Genomic DNA, 14930 nt, shown 5'->3' with positions numbered 1-14930 from the left:
CTGGTCGCCGCCCGCGACGCCGGGGCCGCCTCGCCCGACGCCTTCGCCGCGGCCGGCGTGCCGCGCAAGGCGCTGGAGCTGCTGGCCGAGGCCGACGCCTTCCGTTCGCTGGGTCTGGACCGGCGCCAGGCGCTGTGGGCGGTGAAGGGGCTGGACGCGCCCGGCGCGCCGCTGGCCCGGCTGGGCGCCCGCGCCGAGGTCCAGCCCATGCTGCCGCTGATGGCCCTGCCCGAGCACGTGGTCGAGGACTATCGGACCACGGAGCTTTCGCTGAAGGCCCACCCGGTCGGCTTCTTCCGCGAGGCCCTGCGCGCCAAGGGCGTGGTCCCGGCCCAGGCGCTGCGGACCATGAAGAACGGGCGCAAGGCGGCGGTGGCGGGCCTGGTGCTGGTGCGCCAGCGGCCGGGCACGGCCAAGGGCGTCACCTTCCTGACCCTGGAGGACGAGACCGGCGCGGCCAACGTGGTGGTCTGGCGCGACCGGTTCGAGGCGAACCGCAAGACGGTGATGACCTCGGCCTTCCTGCTGGTGCGCGGCAAGCTGCAGGTCGAGGGCGACGTGATCCACCTGGTGGCCGACGCGTTCGTCGACCTCAGCCCTCGCCTGCGCCGCCTGCGCCAGGACGCCGCCGGCGACCCGGCGGCCGGCATGCGCAGCCGCGACTTCCACTGACCCCGGGCGTCACCGGATCCGGCTGATCTTCGCCCCTTCGAGGCCGAGCCCGGCCATCAGACCCTGCTGGCCGTAGATGAAGGCGTAGACGTCCTTGCGCACCGTTGTCGTGGTCATGGTCCTGGCCATGCCGGCGTCCGCGACCACCAGGCTCGGGCCGGAGCCGAGCGACCAGCCGCCGCTCCTGTCGAGATAGGCCAGGGCGGCGTCGGTCATGAAGAACAGGGCCGACGCGTAGGTCTGCGCGCCCGCCTGCAGGCCGTACGAAACGGCGGTCAGCTCGTAATAACCGGCCGGCTCGCCGCCGCGCAGCAGGACGCCCTTGCCGTGCAGGCCGCCGACGATCAGCCCGCCCTTGGTGATCTTCGGGAAGACCAGCACCGCCTTGGCCTCGGCGTTCAGCCGCGCCGCCGCTTCGTTGCCGCCGACCAGCCGCTGGAGCTTCGTCTCGGCCTGCTCGGCCAGCTTTTGCTCCTTGAGGCTCGCGCACGACGCGGTCGTGGTCGCCAGCAGGGCGCTCATGCCGCCCAGGACCGAGCGGCGGGATGGGGTGTCCAGCATGCGCATGGCCGCCTCCCGAGCGGGCGTCGAGGCGAGGACTCCCGGGGTCCGGCGGTCGTTCCTCAGGGAAAGGCCTGAGTGACGCCCCCGCGCGCGCCGCCCATGCTCCGTCCATGCACAAGACCAAGTTCGAGCGCGGCCTGGAGCGCGGCCTGTTCGCCAGCCGCTGGCTGATGGCGCCCTTCTATCTGGGCCTCGTGCTGGCCCTGGTCGTGCTGCTGGTCGTGTTCGTGGAGGAGCTGATCTACGAGGTCCCCCGCGTGGTCGACTGGAACTCGCGGGTGGAGGACGTGATCGTCCTGTGCCTGTCGCTGATCGACCTGTGCCTGGTGGCCGGCCTGCTGCTGATCGTGGCCTTCGCCGGCTACGAGACCTTCATCGCCCGCATGGACCAGGTGCCGCCGGAGGACCGCCCGGCCTGGCTGGGCCAGGTCGACTTCGCGGAGATGAAGGTCAAGCTGATCGGCTCGGTGGTGGCGATCTCCAGCGTCACCCTGCTGAAGGCCTTCATGAAGCTGGCCGATCCGGACGAGCCGCCCGGCGTCGACCACGCCAAGCTGGGCTGGCTGGTCGGCCTGCACCTGGTGTTCCTGGTCACCGCCCTGGTGCTGGTGCTCACCGACCGGGTGAAGTCGAAGCCGCAAAACGAGTGAGGATCCACGGCGAAGACTAGCCCGCGCCGCTGTTCGGCGGAGGCGGCGAGCGAGCCGGCTACTTACGCCAATGGCTAAGGTGGTCCTCAACGGCCGTGAGGGCCGGGTCGTTCAGGCCGCCGCCGTGCACGCCCTTATAGAGCCGGTCAACCGTCTCGATCAGTCGCCGATACTCGTCCACAATCTGTGCGGGGGAACGACCAACATCCGCGACACCCGAGGAACGCCAGGGGATCTTGCGCTCTGCGTCCAGCACCTGCCTGGCGGCTTGGGCAAGAAAAGCCGAGCGGCTACCGCCGGCACCGACTTCTTCCACGTAGCGGTCGATCCGCGACAGCAGGCTCTTCGGGAGCCACACGTTCACCCGCTCGCCCGCCTTAGGTTCCTCGGCCTCGACGAGCAATCGAGCCACTTCGTTGATGTCCGGATCGCGTTCGATCGCATCGATCGCGCTGGGGCCCGGGATCGGCTCGCCGACTTCCGCCAAGCCCTCCAAGTGGAGCGCCAAGGCTTCCGGCGCACGCGCGGCCGCCTCGTCGGCGCTGTCGCCGGCCGTCACGCAACCGTCCAGGTCCGGGAAAAAGACGCCGTAACCGCCGTCCTCGCCCCGCTCTACGATCGCCGGGTACCGCACCTTCGCCATCTTCATCCTCGTCTTCACTGTCTTCATCTTCGTCGTCGTCCCGTGTCACGGTTCCTCGGAAATCGTGACGCGGGCTTTGGCGTCGGCGGCTCCCGCCTAGGGCCGGAGGGTCAACCCGCTCTTCCTCTCGATCGACTTCAGAGTGCCGATCGGGAGGTCCCTCGAGCCGTGCACTGGAACCGTGACCACATTCGGGTTGGTCGGGTGCTTGAACTGCTTATGGGACCCGGCCTGTCGAACCTCGACCCAGCCCGCCCCTTCCAAACTTGTGATCACGTCCGCCGCTTTCATGTGTGTCAAACTACACACGTTTCCGGAAGTGTCAACAAATATGTGTGTCGCGTGACACACATATTCAAGAGGGCGCGCATGAGCTGCTTCGTAGGGGCCGCCCTCGCCTACTCCCGCCCATCTCCGCGGCGGGCGGTTCCTCCCCCAAAGGGAGATCAAAAAAGAAAACCCGCGCCGGTCTCCCGGCGCGGGTTCTCAGTTCTGCGGACCTGGGAGGTCGATCAGAACGGCAGGATGTTGCGTTTGCGGCTGTAGGCCAGGTAGCCGACGCTGGCGCCCAGGCGCACGCCTACCCCGGCGCGGATCGGGGCCAGGATGATGCCGTCGGCGTTCTGGTAGTTCACGCCCAGGCCGCCGACCAGGTAGGCCGAGCCTTCCACGCCCGGGAAGCGACGGTAGATCGCCTCCGGATGGTACAGGCCGTAGCACAGGGTGAAGACCCGCGCGGCGTTGCCGCCGACGTCCCAGCCGATCGACGGGCCCTGCCAGTAGGTCTTCTGCGGCTGGGCGCCGCCGGCCATGTAGAGCAGACCTTCGCCGTAGCGCAGGCCGACGGTGACCGCGGCCGAGCCTTCCTCGCCGGCGATGTAGCCGGTCGGGCGGTCGCCGTAGTCGGAGAAGACGCGCTCGATCACGCCGCCCAGGGCCTCGGCGGTCACGCCCAGGAAGTTGGAGCCGGCGCGGACGATCTCGGCCTCGGAATAGACCGGGGCCTGTTCGTTGCCGGTCTGGTAGTCGGCGCTGCCGTCGGCGCGCTGCATGGCGCCGGTCGAGGCGCAGCCGGTGGTGGCGAGGCCGGTGGTGGCGGCCAGGCCGGTGAGGAGCAGGGTGCGGCGGTCCATCAGATCGCTCCGGTCAGGTCGAATCAGAAGCTCAACCTTGCCACGGAAATGGGCGTCTTTGCGGCGCCCGAGTCAGTTCGCCGCAGGTAAATCCCGCCAGGGGCGTCAGCCCTCAGCGGCCCGCCGGCGCGGCGCTGTCCTTTAGCGCGCCGCTCAGCGCGGCTTCCGTGCGCGACAGCCGATCCAGCGTCTCCTGCAACCGACCCAGCTGGTCGGGCGTCAGGCCGGTCAGGGATTCGTTCTGGGCCTTCAGGCCGCGCAGCTGGGCGTCGATGTCGGTCAGGGCCGCGTCCAGCCGCTCCAGCCGCTGGTCCGGGCTGGGCTGCGGCACGATCGGCAGCTTGGCCGAGACGCGGCCGGCCGGCGCGGGGGCCGGCGGCGGAGCCGATTGGGCTTGAGCGGCGCTCGCCAAGGCGAGGCTCAGGACGGCGGTGGTCAGCAGCAGGCGCATGTCTTCCTCCCCCTTAGAGGCTCGGGCCATCGCACACTCAACAACCGTCATCCCGGCCGAAGCGAAGCGTAGCGCAGCGGAGAGCCGGGACCCAGCAAGCTCGACCTGAACGCTGCGATCGCGCTGCAACCGCTGTCGCGCTTGCTGGGTCCCGGCTCTCCCGTCCCTACGGGGACGTCCGGCCGGGATGACGGACCGATGAAAATGCGGTCCCCAGCTTCTCCACCATGCTCCCGCACGGCGAACGCTTCGTAAAGCAGCGGGCGAAGGCGCCCCAAAGGCTGGCGCGTCGCCTTGGCGGGGCGGGGGCGCCGTGGTAGGCCCCGCGCCCATGACGACCCCGCTCTCGCGTATTCGCAACTTCTCCATCGTGGCCCACATCGACCACGGCAAGTCGACCCTGTCGGACCGGCTGATCCAGCACACCGGCGGGCTGTCCAGCCGTGAGATGAAGGAGCAGGTGCTCGACTCCATGGAGATCGAGCGCGAGCGCGGCATCACCATCAAGGCCCAGACCGTGCGCCTGCACTACAAGGCCAAGGACGGCGAGACCTATGTCCTCAACCTGATGGACACGCCCGGCCACGTCGACTTCGCCTACGAAGTCAGCCGGTCGCTGGCCGCCTGCGAGGGCTCCATCCTGGTGGTCGACGCCTCCCAGGGCGTGGAAGCCCAGACCCTGGCCAACGTCTATCAGGCGATCGACAACAACCACGAGATCGTGCCGGTCCTGAACAAGGTCGACCTGCCGGCGGCCGAGCCGGAGCGGGTTCGCCAGCAGATCGAGGACGTGATCGGCATCGACGCCTCGGACGCCGTGCTGGCCTCGGCCAAGTCGGGCCTGGGCATCGAGGACGTGCTGGAGGCCGTGGTCCAGCGCCTGCCCGCGCCCAAGGGCGACGAGAACGCGCCGCTGAAGGCGCTGCTGGTCGACGCCTGGTACGACGCCTACCTGGGCGTCGTGGTGCTGGTGCGCGTGTTCGACGGCCGGCTGAAGGTCGGCCAGCAGGTCAAGATGATGCAGACCGGCGGCCAGTACCGGGTCGACAAGGTCGGCGTGTTCCGCCCCAAGGCCACCGACGTCGAGAGCTTGGGCCCGGGCGAGGTCGGCTTCATCACCGCCTCCATCAAGGAAGTGGCCCACGCCGCGGTCGGCGACACCCTGACCGACGAGAAGAAGCCCACCTCCCAGGCCCTGACCGGGTTCAAGGAAGTGCAGCCGGTGGTGTTCTGCGGCCTGTTCCCGGTCGACGCCGCCGACTTCGAGGGCCTGCGCGCGGCCATGGGGCGCCTCCGCCTGAACGACGCCTCGTTCAGCTATGAAATGGAGACCTCGGCGGCGCTGGGCTTCGGCTTCCGCTGCGGCTTCCTGGGCCTGCTGCACCTGGAGATCATCCAGGAGCGCCTGAGCCGCGAGTTCAACCTCGACCTGATCGCGACCGCGCCGTCGGTGGTCTACAAGATCAAGCTGACCAACGGCGAAGAGATCGAACTGCACAACCCGGCCGACATGCCGGACCCGGTGAAGATCGACTCCATCTCCGAGCCGTGGATCACCGCCACCATCTTCACCCCCGACGAGTACCTCGGCGCGGTGATCAAGCTGTGCCAGGACCGCCGCGGCGAGCAGAAGGAGCTCTCTTACGTCGGCGCCCGGGCCATGGTGCGCTACGAGCTGCCGCTGAACGAGGTGGTGTTCGATTTCTACGACCGGCTGAAGTCGATCTCGAAGGGCTACGCCTCCTTCGACTACGAGATCATCGACTACCGCACCGGCGACCTGGTGAAGATGCAGATCCTGGTCAACGCCGAGCCGGTGGACGCCCTGTCCATGCTGGTCCACCGCAACCGCGCCGAAGGCCGTGGCCGGGCGATGTGCGAGAAGATGAAGGAACTCATCCCGCCGCACATGTTCGTCATCCCGATCCAGGCGGCGCTGGGCGGGCGGATCATCGCCCGCGAGACCGTGCGCGCGCTGCGCAAGGACGTGACCGCCAAGTGCTACGGCGGCGACGCCAGCCGCAAGCGCAAGCTCCTCGACAAGCAGAAGGAGGGCAAGAAGCGCATGCGCCAGTTCGGCAAGGTCGAAATTCCGCAGGAAGCCTTCATCGCCGCGCTGAAGATGGACGCGGATTGAGGCGGCCAGGACGCTGAGACAATTCGGGCCCGAGAGTTCGCCGCTCTCGGGCCCGTTTTCTAAGCGAAGGCGCGGCGCCAGCGGGCCTGGCTGGAGGCGACGATTGATGATCACGGTCGACGTGTGCGCGCCCGACGATCCTGAGGCGGCGGCCGTGCTGGACCGACTCTCGGAGGCGCTGGCCGCCATCACAGGCGACAGCGGGCGTGGCTCGTTCGATCCCGCAGACGTCGGTGTCGATCGCGCCGTGTTCGTGGTGGCGAGAGACGGCGACGGCGCGCCCGTCGGGTGCGGGGCTTATCGTCCGCTCGGGCCCGGGGTTGCGGAACTGAAGCGGATGTACGCCGCGCCGGGCACGAAGGGCGTTGGCGCGGCGGTCTTGCAGGCCCTCACGAGCCGCGCCATGGCCGACGGTTATGGCCAGCTCTGGCTGGCGACACGGCGGGTCAATGTTCGCGCGGTGCGCTTCTACGAGAAGCACGGCTACGCTCCTATCGCCCCCTACGGCCGGTATGTCGGTCGCCCCGAGACGGTTTGCCTCGCGAAGGCGATCGCGCCGGCGGGCGAGGACTAGCCTCCTCCTCGTCAGGTCGCGCCGGCGCCCCCGGCCGCCTCGGAGGCCTGCGGCGCGTTTCCTTTCCGAAGAGGAGGCGCAGGCCATGGACCGGTTCACGGGCGGGTGCCTGTGCGGCGACGTGCGGATCGTGGCGTCGGGGCGGCCGTACCGGGTCGGCCTGTGCCACTGTCTGGACTGCCGCAAGCATCACGGGGCGCTGTTCAGCGCCTCGGCGATCTTTCCTGAGGACGCGGTGACCGTCGCGGGCGAGACCCGCGACTACGCCGGGCGGTGCTTCTGCCCGCGCTGCGGTTCGTCGGTGTTCGCGCGCACCGGCGACGAGGTCGAGGTGCACCTGGGCGCCCTGGACGCGCCGGACCAGCTGACCCCGACCTACGAAAGCTGGGTCGTCCGGCGCGAGGCCTGGCTGCCGCCGTTTCCGCTCAGGAGACGTTTCGAGCGCGATCGGGACGCCGCCGGTCGCTTTGAGGACCCGGGGCCCGAGACCGACGCCGCCTTCATGCGTTAGACACGGTCGAGCCTGTTTCCGGAGCGTCGTATGCGTCTGTCCCTGTCCGTCCTCGCCGCCACGGCGCTGCTGACCGCCTGCGGGCCGCGCGACGCGAGCGAGCCCGCGGCCGATCCGGCCTCGGCGCCGGCCGAGGCGGCGGCGACCACGGCCCAGACGCACAGCTGGACCGTCCAGGTGAGCGGGACCGGCGTGGCCCTGGCGGCGACCGATCCGGCCGGGGCCACCCTGGTCACCCTGGCGTGCGCGCGAAAGCCCGCCGAGCTGATCGTCACGGTCGAGGGCTTCGCGCCGGTGGGCAGCGAAGAGCAGCTGTCGGTGGGCGTCGACGACGAGCCGTTCCTGCTGGTCGCCGACCCGACCAAGCGCCCGTCCGGCGTCGAGGCGCGCGGGCCGGTTCCCGAGGAATTCCTCAAGCGGCTGGAGACGGCGCGCGAGGTGAGGGCGGTGTACGGCGCGCAGACGCTGGGCCCGCTGGCCCCGCCGGACGCCGAAACGGCCAAGCGGTTCGCCGACGCCTGCCGCGAAGCGGTGAAGTCCTAATCGTTCCGTCATCCCGGCCGTAGCGGAGCGCAGCGTAGCGGAGAGCCGGGACCCAGCAAACGCAGCGCTTGTTGCCGGCCGCCCTGCAGCTTCGACGTCGAGCTTGCTGGGTCCCGGATAAGCGCTGCGCGCTTTCCGGGATGACGGGTGAGTTAGTGCTCCTGCGGCGGCGAGCGCATCGGGTCGGGCAGGACCTCGATCACCTTGCCGCGGGTGGTCTCGACGCGGACGCGGGCGGGCTGGCCGCTCTCCTCCAGCTCGCGAGCCAGGCGCACGGCCTCGTGCACGGCGCGCTCGGCGTGGCTGAACTCGTGCAGCCGCTTGCCGTCGCGGGTCAGCACCCAGAACGAGCCGTGCAAGGTGACGTCGAGGGCGATCTGCTGCATGGCCCGGAAATCGCGAGCCGCGCCCGGCGGTTCCGTCGGCGCCGTTCAGCCTTAGGGGCGCCGCCCTCAAGCTCAGGTGAGGGCGGCTGAAAGGCCTGAGAGCGCCCTCAGATCGCCCCGAAGCACCAGGCCAGCACGGCCTTCTGGGCGTGCAGGCGGTTTTCGGCCTCGTCCCACACCGCCGAGCGCGGGCCGTCCAGCACGGCGTCGGTGACCTCCTCGCCGCGGTGGGCGGGCAGGCAGTGCAGGAAGATCGCGTCGGGATCGGCCTGGGCCATCAGGGCGTCGTCGACCTGGTAGGCCTCGAAGGCGTCCATGCGGGCTTCGTAGTCGAGGTCGCCCATCGACACCCAGGTGTCGGTGATCACGGCGTGGGCGCCGGCCACAGCCTGGCGCGGGTCGTCCATCAGCTCGACCTGACCGCCCTGCTCGTTGGCGCGGGCCAGGTCGTAGAGGTCGGGGTGGTAGGCGGCCGGGCAGGCGATCTTCAGCTTGAAGCCGAACTTCGGCGCGGCGTGGATGAAGCTGGCGCAGACGTTGTTGCCGTCGCCGACCCAGGCCAGGGTCTTGCCCTCGAGCGCGCCCAGCCGCTCCTCGATGGTCAGCAGGTCGGCCAGGATCTGGCAGGGGTGGCTCTTGTCGGTCAGGCCGTTGATCACCGGCACGGACGAGGCGCGGGCGAAGCGCTCGACGTCGTCGTGGCGGTTGGCGCGGATCATCACCGCGTCGACCATGCGCGACAGCACGCGCGCGGTGTCCTCGACCGTCTCGCCGCGGCCCAGCTGCATGTCGGCGGCGGTGGCGATGATGCTGTCGCCGCCCAGCTGGCGCATGGCCCCGTCGAACGAGTAGCGCGTGCGGGTCGAGTTCTTCTCGAAGATCATGGCCAGCACCCGCCCGTCGGCCGGGGCGTCGGCGTCCTTCCTGCCCTTCGGCCAGCCGGCGCGCGCGGCCTTGCGGCGGGCGGCGTCGTCGAGAATGGCGCGCAGGTCCGCCGGCGACAGCCGCCAGAGGTCGAGGAAGTGACGGGGCTCGGTCATGATCTGAAACCAGAAGCCCTCTCCGGTGAGGGAGAGGGCGGGCTGACGGTTACGGGTTTTGCGAGTGGGCTTACGCCGCCGCCTTGGCGCGGGCGGTTTCGCAGGTCTGCTCGAACTTCTCGATGGCCTCGCGGGCCTCGTCGAGGGTGAGGTTCAGCGGGGGCAGCAGGCGCACGCAGTTGTCGCCGCCGCCAGCCACCAGCAGGTTGTGCTCGCGGGCCAGCGCCATGAAGTCCCGGTTGTTCGGGATCAGCTTCACGCCGATCAGCATGCCCTTGCCACGCACGTCGACGATGATGTCGGGGAAGCGGTCCTTCAGGCCCTGCAGCTGCTGGCCCAGATAGCCCGACACGTCGGTGACGTTGGCCAGGGTCTCCGGCTTGGCGATCTCGTCGAAGGCGGCGATGCCGACGGCCATGGCCAGCGGGTTGCCGCCGAAGGTCGAGCCGTGCGCGCCCACGGTCATGCCGTCGGCCGCCTTGGCGGTGGCCAGGCACGCGCCGATCGGGAAGCCGCCGCCGAGCGCCTTGGCGATGGCCATGATGTCCGGGGTGACGCCCGACCACTCGTGCGCCCACAGCTTGCCGGTGCGGCCCATGCCGGACTGCACTTCGTCGAAGATCAGCAGGGCGCCGTGCTGGTCGCACAGCTCGCGCATCTGGCGCAGCATCTCGTCCGACGCGGCGCGCGCGCCGCCTTCACCCTGCACCGGCTCGATGATCAGGGCGGCGGTGGTCGGGCCCATGGCCGCCTTCAGGGCTTCCATGTCGCCGAACTTCAGCTGGATGTAGCCCGGCAGCTTCGGGCCGAAGCCCTCGACATAGGCCGGGTTGCCGGCCGCGTTGACCGCCGCGTAGGTGCGGCCGTGGAACGAGCCGTCGAAGCCGATGATGTCGATCTTCTCGGGATTGCCGTTGTGGCTGTGGTGCTTGCGCGCGGTCTTCAGGGCGCACTCGACGGCTTCCGTGCCCGAGTTGGTGAAGAACACCACGTCGGCGAAGGACTGGGCGGTCAGCTTGTCGGCCAGCTCGTCCTGGCCGGGGATGCGGAAGATGTTGGAGACGTGCCAGAGCTTGTCGGCCTGGGCCTTCATCGCGGCGACCAGCACCGGGTTGCAGTGGCCCAGCGCCGTGGTGGCGATGCCGGCGACGCAGTCCAGGTAGGCCGTGCCGTCCGCGGTGAACAGTCGGGCGCCCTCGCCCCGCTCGAAAGCCAGCGGCGCACGGTTGTAGACACCCATCAGATGGCCGGTCACGACGACGTCTCCCTTCAAAATGCGAGCGTCCCCGACGCGGGTCGCGCCGGGGACTTCGAAGGGGTTTTCGACCCGCGCAGTGTTTAAGTCAACGCGAGGCTGGATCTCAGCCGAAGGCGTAGTCGCCCGCGCCCAGCTGGGCGACGCCGTCGGCCATGTGGACGGTGAACTGATAGACCTGGGTCCCGTCGGTGACGGTGTAGATCTGCTCGCGCGGATCGCCGCCGGCGTAGCCCGAGAAGGCCAGGCTCGCGCCCGCGCCGAAGCCCTGCAGCTCGATCACGTCGCCGCCGCGCCGGCCCGCGCCCTGGAAGTCGGCGATGCGGTCGCCGCCGGTCAGGTCCTCAGGCCGGAAGCCGAAGATGTCGGCCCCGCCGCCGCCGATGGCGAGGTCCGCCCCCGGACCGCCCCAGATGGTGTCGGCGCCGGCGCCGCCGTCGAGGAAGTCGTCGCCCTGGCCGCCGTCGAGGAAGTCGTTCCCCTTCTCGCCGAACAGGCGGTCATTGCCGCCGCCATAGTCGAAGAAGTCGCCGAACAGCCGGTCGTCGCCCGCGCCGCCGTTCAGAATGTCGGCGCCGTCCAGGCCGCGGGCCTCGTCATCGCCGCGCCCGGTCGAGATCTCGTTGACGGCCCCGCCGCCCCAGACCACGTCGTCGCCGGAGCCGGTCTTCACGACCAGCTTGTCGATCTGGCTGTAGCTGGTGTCGGAGACGTCGTCGCCGTAGTCGACCCGGTCGCCGTCAGCCGAAGCGATCCAGGCGGGTCCGCGGCTGTGCGGCCCCCAGGCCGAGTCGGACGAGACGTCCGCCTTCGAATGCGACCAATCCACCACCAGGGTGTCGTAGCCGTCGCCGGCGGCGACGACCGTGGCGCCCGAGCCGCTCTTGAGCACGAAGGTCTCGGCGGCGACGCCGCCCTGAATGCGTCCGCTCATGGGATGGATTCCCCTGCCTCGTCCCGCGCCCGCCGCGGGACCGAGACGACAGAACGGGGCAAAACGCCGCAAGTTTCTGATGTATCGGCGGTTTTTAAAATCGCCGGTATTTGAACCTCGGTGTGTGGCTTGAAAACTTCCCGGTTCAGATCATTGTTAAGCTAGGCCCAGAAAAAACAGTCGGGCGGGGAGAACTATGAAGCTCAGGAACACCGTGTGCGCGGCCGCGCTGGTCGCCGCTGGCGTGCTGGCGGCCGGGTCGGCCGCGTCGGCGCAGGACTACGGCCGCATGGTCGTGTTCGGCGACAGCCTGTCGGACACCAACAACGCCTTCACCGCCTCGGGCGGCGCCAGCCCGCCGGCGCCGTACTTCAGCGGCCGCTTCTCGAACGGCCCGGTGTGGGTCGAGCAGATGGGCTTCGGGACCTTCGCCAACTTCTTCAGCGCGCCCTCGACGCTGACCGGCAACGTCGACTACGCCTTCGGCGGCGCGCGCGCCGACACCGCGGCCTCGCCGGTGCCGGGCGTGCCGACCCAGGTGGGCGCCTACATGGCCGCCGGCGGCCAGTTCCACGCCACCGACCTGGTCTCGGTGTGGGCCGGGGCTAACGACCTGTTCCAGGCCATGCCGACCGCGGCCGCCCAGCCGAGCCCGACCAACTACATGTTCGCGGCGTCGAACACCGCCGCCGGCGCCGTCGCCGGTTCGGTCAACACCATCGCCAACGCGGGCGCCGGCACCATCATGGTGTCGAACCTGCCGGACCTGGGCGCCACGCCGCAGTTCCGCGCCACCACCGCCGAGCCGCTGGCCACCCTGTCGACCGGCTTCTTCAACGACGCCCTGCTGGCGCAGATGAACACGCAGGCCGCCGCCCACGCCAACACCAACATCATCTACGTGGACGTGGCCCGCGCCTATCGCGCGGTGCTGGCCGATCCGGGCAAGTTCGGCTTCGATAACGTCACCCAGAAGTGCTTCACCGGCGTGAGCGTCTGCGCCACCCCGAACACCTACGTGTTCTGGGACGGCGTGCACCCGACCCAGGCGGGCCACGCCCTGCTCGCCGCCGTCGCCACCGACTACGTCACCTACGGCGACAGCGGCGCGGCCAGCGCCGCCCAGGCCGAGGCCGGCGTCTTCGCCCGCCGCGCCGCCTTCGACGCGGCGCGCGAGCAGGTGGGCGAGCGTGAGTTCGAGACCGGCTCGCGCACCTTCGCGCGGGTCGAGGCCTCGAGCGGCAGCGTCGACGCCCGCGGCGTGATCGCCGAGGGCGACGTCGACACCATCGGCATGCGCCTGGGCTTCGACCACGCCTTCTCCTCGCAGATGCGCGTGGGCGTGATCGCCGGCGCCACCCAGTCGGACGTCCAGAACGGCCCGTCGTCGTTCGACCTGAACAGCGCCAGCGCCGACCTCTACATGGGCTGGCGTTCGGGTCAGCTGTTCGTCGACGCCACCGCCGGCGCCAGCTTCGACAACTACGACATCAGCCGCCAGACCGCTCTGGCCGGCGCGGTGCACCACGCCGAGACCGACGGCTCCAGCTTCGGCTCGGACCTGCGCGTGGGCTGGTGGGGCAACGCCGGCGGCTGGACCATGTCGCCGCGCGTCGGCCTGTCGGCCATCCACGCCTCGGTCGACGGCTATAGCGAAGAGGGCTCCGTCGCCCGCCACGAGATCGGCGAGCGCGAAGTCAGCGCCGTGTCGGCCGAGGCTTCGGTGCTGTTCGCCGGCGACCTGAGCGAGCGCTTCGGCGCGACCTTCGAGGTCGGCTATCGCGACTACCTGAAGTACTCGGGCGACGACGTGTCCGTGGGCCTGGTCGACAATCCGGCGCACACCCTGTTCCGCTCGGTCGAAGAGCCGGACGGCGGCGTGGTCATGCTGGACGCCGGCGTCAACGGCACGGTGGGCGACAACATCGGCGTGCGCGTCGGCTACCGCGGCCGCTTCGGCGACGGGTTCGACTCGCACACCGGCGGCGTGAACATCACCTTCAAGTACTGATCGTCCGGGTCGCCGGACAAAGGAAAGGCGGCGGACCCCGGTCCGCCGCCTTTTTCGTATCTCCCCCCGCTGGGGGGAGCCGCCGCCCGCAAGGGCGGCGTGGGGGGCTCCAGCGGAGCGCGCGGACTCCGTCGCGCCGACGCCCTTACGTCTTCAGCCGCCAGCCGCGGCGGAACAGCTCCCAGCAGGTGAAGCCCAGGATCAGCACCAGCGCCCCGGTCAGGGCCATGCCGACGCCGACGGCGCCGTCGGCCTGGCCGATGAAGCCGTAGCGGAAGCCGTCGATCAGGTAGAAGAACGGGTTGTAGTGGCTGATGGTGCGGAACGGCTCGGGCAGCCGGTCGACCAGATAGAAGGTGCCCGACAGGAAGGTCATGGGCATGACGATGAAGTTGGTCACCGCCGCCAGGTGGTCGAACTTCTCCGACCACAGGCCGGCGATCACGCCGACCAGGCCCATCAAGAGCGACGCGCCGATCCCGAAGTAGAGGATCGCCCACAGGTGGTCGAAGCCGAAGTGGACGAACGGCCAGACCGCGACGGCGGTGACCGTGCCCACCGCCACGCCTCGGGTGGCCGCGCCCAGCGCGAAGGCGGCCAGAAGCTCGAACGGGGTCAGCGGCGGGGTGAGGAAGTCCGGCGCCGTGCCCATGATCTTCGCCTGGATTAGCGAGGACGACGCGTTGGCGAAGGCGTTGTTGAGGATCGCCATCATCACCAGGCCCGGGGCCACGAACAGGCCGAACGGCACGCCGTGCACCGGCGGGCGGGCGTCCTGCATGGCGACCACGAAGATCATCATATAAAGCAAGGTGGTGACGACCGGGGCCGCCACGGTCTGCATGCCGACCTTCCAGAACCGGCGGACCTCCTTAAGATACAAGGTCTTCAGGCCGGTCCAGTTGACCCCGCCATAGACCCTGGGCTGCGGCGGCAGGGCGGACGCGATCGGGTCGCGCGACATCACGTTCATTGAAAAAGGCTCCTCGGCGGGCCTCAGATGCGCCCGCTGCGCTGCCGGCGCAAGCGGTCGAGCCGGGCTGCTTAGGGTGAGTCGGGCGCCGCTAGATATAGATCTCTGTGGATAGCCTCTCCCCACATATTGCGTTCGTTAAAGCCCAGTATACGATCCCTAGCAGGGACGCGGTTGGGTTGGCCGCGACCAATACTAGATTTAGGGGTCGGCTCGGCGGTCGATCCCGGTCAAGAGGCGGGGGAGACCGGCAATGGGCTGGACGGACGAACGGGTCGCCACTCTTAAGAAGCTCTGGCTGGACGGCCTGTCCGCCAGCCAGATCGCCAAGCAGCTGGGCGGGGTCACCCGCAACGCCGTGATCGGCAAGGTGCACCGCCTGGGCCTGTCGGGCCGCGCGGCGCCGTCGCAGCCCTCGCGCCCGGTCTACCGGCCGCAGCGCCCGCGTCCGGC

18 protein-coding genes are annotated in these 14930 nt (G+C 69.8%); 8 read left to right on the top strand and 10 right to left on the bottom strand.

Annotated elements, in window-relative coordinates:
- On the top strand, positions 1-672 hold a 672-nt coding region (locus tag G3573_RS13160), incomplete at its 5' end, for an OB-fold nucleic acid binding domain-containing protein (protein ID WP_346427386.1).
- Between the two features lie 9 nt (positions 673-681).
- On the opposite strand, the gene G3573_RS13155 is transcribed toward G3573_RS13160, so the two are convergent.
- A complete protein-coding gene (locus G3573_RS13155) occupies positions 682-1239 on the bottom strand; it encodes a lipid-binding SYLF domain-containing protein (protein ID WP_163261622.1) in 558 nt (185 codons plus the stop codon).
- A 107-nt stretch (positions 1240-1346) separates the two neighbouring features.
- Here G3573_RS13155 and G3573_RS13150 point away from each other — a divergent pair, with 107 nt between their 5' ends.
- Positions 1347-1886, top strand: coding sequence for a TIGR00645 family protein (locus G3573_RS13150; RefSeq protein WP_163261619.1), 540 nt, complete (start codon positions 1347-1349; stop codon positions 1884-1886).
- Between the two features lie 58 nt (positions 1887-1944).
- Here G3573_RS13150 and G3573_RS13145 read toward each other — a convergent pair whose 3' ends face one another.
- The 4 genes from G3573_RS13145 to G3573_RS13130 all read right to left on the bottom strand — a co-directional run bounded on the left by G3573_RS13145 (position 1945) and on the right by G3573_RS13130 (position 4113).
- Positions 1945-2535 (bottom strand): type II toxin-antitoxin system HicB family antitoxin, encoded by a 591-nt coding sequence (locus tag G3573_RS13145; protein WP_205598240.1) that lies wholly within the window; start codon positions 2533-2535, stop codon positions 1945-1947.
- A gap of 90 nt (positions 2536-2625) precedes the next feature.
- Positions 2626-2820: a type II toxin-antitoxin system HicA family toxin gene (locus G3573_RS13140; protein WP_163261617.1), complete on the bottom strand. Its 195-nt coding sequence runs from the start codon at positions 2818-2820 to the stop codon at positions 2626-2628.
- A 221-nt stretch (positions 2821-3041) separates the two neighbouring features.
- A complete protein-coding gene (locus G3573_RS13135; RefSeq protein ID WP_163261615.1) occupies positions 3042-3662 on the bottom strand; it encodes a DUF1134 domain-containing protein in 621 nt (206 codons plus the stop codon).
- 112 nt (positions 3663-3774) lie between these two features.
- The gene (locus tag G3573_RS13130) at positions 3775-4113 is read right to left on the bottom strand and encodes a hypothetical protein (RefSeq protein ID WP_163261613.1); all 339 of its coding nucleotides are present in this window, start codon (positions 4111-4113) and stop codon (positions 3775-3777) included.
- Positions 4114-4444: 331 nt separating this feature from the next.
- Here G3573_RS13130 and lepA point away from each other — a divergent pair, with 331 nt between their 5' ends.
- The 4 genes from lepA to G3573_RS13110 all read left to right on the top strand — a co-directional run bounded on the left by lepA (position 4445) and on the right by G3573_RS13110 (position 7878).
- Positions 4445-6250 (top strand): translation elongation factor 4, encoded by a 1806-nt coding sequence (gene lepA, locus G3573_RS13125; RefSeq protein WP_163261611.1) that lies wholly within the window; start codon positions 4445-4447, stop codon positions 6248-6250.
- 106 nt (positions 6251-6356) lie between these two features.
- Complete coding sequence (locus G3573_RS13120; protein ID WP_163261609.1) at positions 6357-6824, top strand: GNAT family N-acetyltransferase; 468 nt, start codon at positions 6357-6359, stop codon at positions 6822-6824.
- A gap of 85 nt (positions 6825-6909) precedes the next feature.
- Positions 6910-7335: a GFA family protein gene (locus G3573_RS13115; protein WP_163261607.1), complete on the top strand. Its 426-nt coding sequence runs from the start codon at positions 6910-6912 to the stop codon at positions 7333-7335.
- Positions 7336-7365: 30 nt separating this feature from the next.
- Positions 7366-7878 (top strand): hypothetical protein, encoded by a 513-nt coding sequence (locus G3573_RS13110; protein ID WP_163261605.1) that lies wholly within the window; start codon positions 7366-7368, stop codon positions 7876-7878.
- A 152-nt stretch (positions 7879-8030) separates the two neighbouring features.
- Here G3573_RS13110 and G3573_RS13105 read toward each other — a convergent pair whose 3' ends face one another.
- The 4 genes from G3573_RS13105 to G3573_RS13090 all read right to left on the bottom strand — a co-directional run bounded on the left by G3573_RS13105 (position 8031) and on the right by G3573_RS13090 (position 11493).
- The gene (locus tag G3573_RS13105) at positions 8031-8264 is read right to left on the bottom strand and encodes a hypothetical protein (protein WP_163261603.1); all 234 of its coding nucleotides are present in this window, start codon (positions 8262-8264) and stop codon (positions 8031-8033) included.
- A gap of 107 nt (positions 8265-8371) precedes the next feature.
- A complete protein-coding gene (gene argF / locus G3573_RS13100) occupies positions 8372-9304 on the bottom strand; it encodes an ornithine carbamoyltransferase (RefSeq protein ID WP_163261601.1) in 933 nt (310 codons plus the stop codon).
- Between the two features lie 70 nt (positions 9305-9374).
- Positions 9375-10544: an aspartate aminotransferase family protein gene (locus G3573_RS13095; RefSeq protein ID WP_163261624.1), complete on the bottom strand. Its 1170-nt coding sequence runs from the start codon at positions 10542-10544 to the stop codon at positions 9375-9377.
- Positions 10545-10665: 121 nt separating this feature from the next.
- On the bottom strand, positions 10666-11493 hold the full coding sequence (locus G3573_RS13090) for a hypothetical protein (RefSeq protein ID WP_205598239.1): 828 nt from the start codon (positions 11491-11493) through the stop codon (positions 10666-10668).
- Between the two features lie 196 nt (positions 11494-11689).
- On the opposite strand from G3573_RS13090, the gene G3573_RS13085 reads away from it, so the two are divergent.
- Positions 11690-13504 carry an autotransporter domain-containing protein gene (locus tag G3573_RS13085; RefSeq protein WP_163261599.1) on the top strand — a complete coding sequence of 605 codons (1815 nt, stop codon included), beginning with the start codon at positions 11690-11692 and terminating at the stop codon, positions 13502-13504.
- 145 nt (positions 13505-13649) lie between these two features.
- Here the strand turns inward: G3573_RS13085 and G3573_RS13080 are convergent, their stop codons facing one another.
- Positions 13650-14477: an ABC transporter permease gene (locus G3573_RS13080; protein WP_163261597.1), complete on the bottom strand. Its 828-nt coding sequence runs from the start codon at positions 14475-14477 to the stop codon at positions 13650-13652.
- A gap of 253 nt (positions 14478-14730) precedes the next feature.
- Between G3573_RS13080 and G3573_RS13075 the strand changes: the two genes are divergently transcribed.
- On the top strand, positions 14731-14930 hold a 200-nt coding region (locus tag G3573_RS13075), incomplete at its 3' end, for a GcrA family cell cycle regulator (RefSeq protein ID WP_240454685.1).

The sequence above is a fragment of the Caulobacter sp. 17J65-9 genome, assembly GCF_010975005.1.
In the GTDB taxonomy this organism is placed as follows: domain Bacteria; phylum Pseudomonadota; class Alphaproteobacteria; order Caulobacterales; family Caulobacteraceae; genus 17J80-11.
This window is presented reverse-complemented; position numbering and strand designations above follow the sequence as displayed.